This window comes from Lentilactobacillus sunkii DSM 19904 (genome assembly GCF_001435575.1).
Taxonomy (GTDB): domain Bacteria; phylum Bacillota; class Bacilli; order Lactobacillales; family Lactobacillaceae; genus Lentilactobacillus; species Lentilactobacillus sunkii.
In genome coordinates this window covers 1-1,035 of the sequence record NZ_AZEA01000062.1, presented here as the reverse complement: position 1 = coordinate 1,035, position 1,035 = coordinate 1, and the positions used below count along the sequence as shown (strand labels likewise).

Sequence of the window (1,035 nt, the reverse complement as noted above, 5' to 3'; positions counted from 1 at the left end):
TGGCAAATTCTATAATTAATCCGAACAGAAATTAAAAAGCCCAAAGCAATCACTTACAATGGTAGTAGCTAATTCCAACCAATATAGGGAGTGATTACTTTGGGTACATCTACTTTATCACGTTTTCAACGTGGCGCACTAGCACAACTGGTCAATGAGGGGAATAAATCTTACCAAGTAATGGCTGACGCCTTAGGCGTCGCCAAAGCTACGATTAGCTATGAGTTGGACCGGGTTAAACCTTATGATCCAGAATTAGCTCAGCAAGATGCAGATCGCAAAAGGCGGAATTGCGGTCGTCGTTCGATGCTGACGGCAGCATTAGCGACTTTAATTACCAATCACTTACGATTAACCTGGTCACCAGAAACCATTGCGGCCGCTTATAACTTGAGCACTGCGTCAATTTATAATTGGCTTAATCGTGGCTGGCTCCCCTTCAAATTGACTGATCTACCCAATCGGAATGTCCGCCAGCACCGAGTGAGCGAAAATCGTGGGAAATTTACAAGTGGGACTTCCATCGAACAACGGCCAACAACTGTTAATCAACGGTTAGCTTTTGGTCATTGGGAAGTAGATACGGTGCTTTCTAGTCGAAGTGAGTCACGATCATGTCTGGTTACATTCGTAGAACGTAAGACCCGACTTCTATGGGCCATCAAAGCCCCTAATAGAACGGCTAAGGCTCTAAACACCGCCTTTGGCAAGTTTATGGGGGCCTTCGGTCCCCAAGTAAAATCCATTACTGTTGATCATGGTAAAGAGTTTGCCAATTATCAGGCCTTAGAACAGGATTATCAGATCAAAGTTTATTTTTGCCATCCATATTCACCATGGGAGCGAGGTTCCAATGAATATTTTAATAGACGGTTACGCTGGTTCTTCCCGAAAAAGACCAATTTTAGCCAAGTAACGACTGATGAGATCCTAGCAGCACTTGAACTAATTAATCAACGACCATTAAAAATACATCATCAACAGACTGCCATTGAAAGATTCCGGGCTTGTTCGGATTAAACTTGTAATTTGCCA

Annotated in this window: 1 protein-coding gene; it reads left to right on the top strand. The window is 43.2% G+C overall.

From position 1 onward, the window contains the following. The first annotated feature begins 99 nt into the window (after nucleotides 1–99). Nucleotides 100–1,020: an IS30-like element ISLsa1 family transposase gene (locus FD17_RS12890; protein WP_011373852.1), complete on the top strand. Its 921-nt coding sequence runs from the start codon at nucleotides 100–102 to the stop codon at nucleotides 1,018–1,020. Nucleotides 1,021–1,035: the final 15 nt, after the last annotated feature.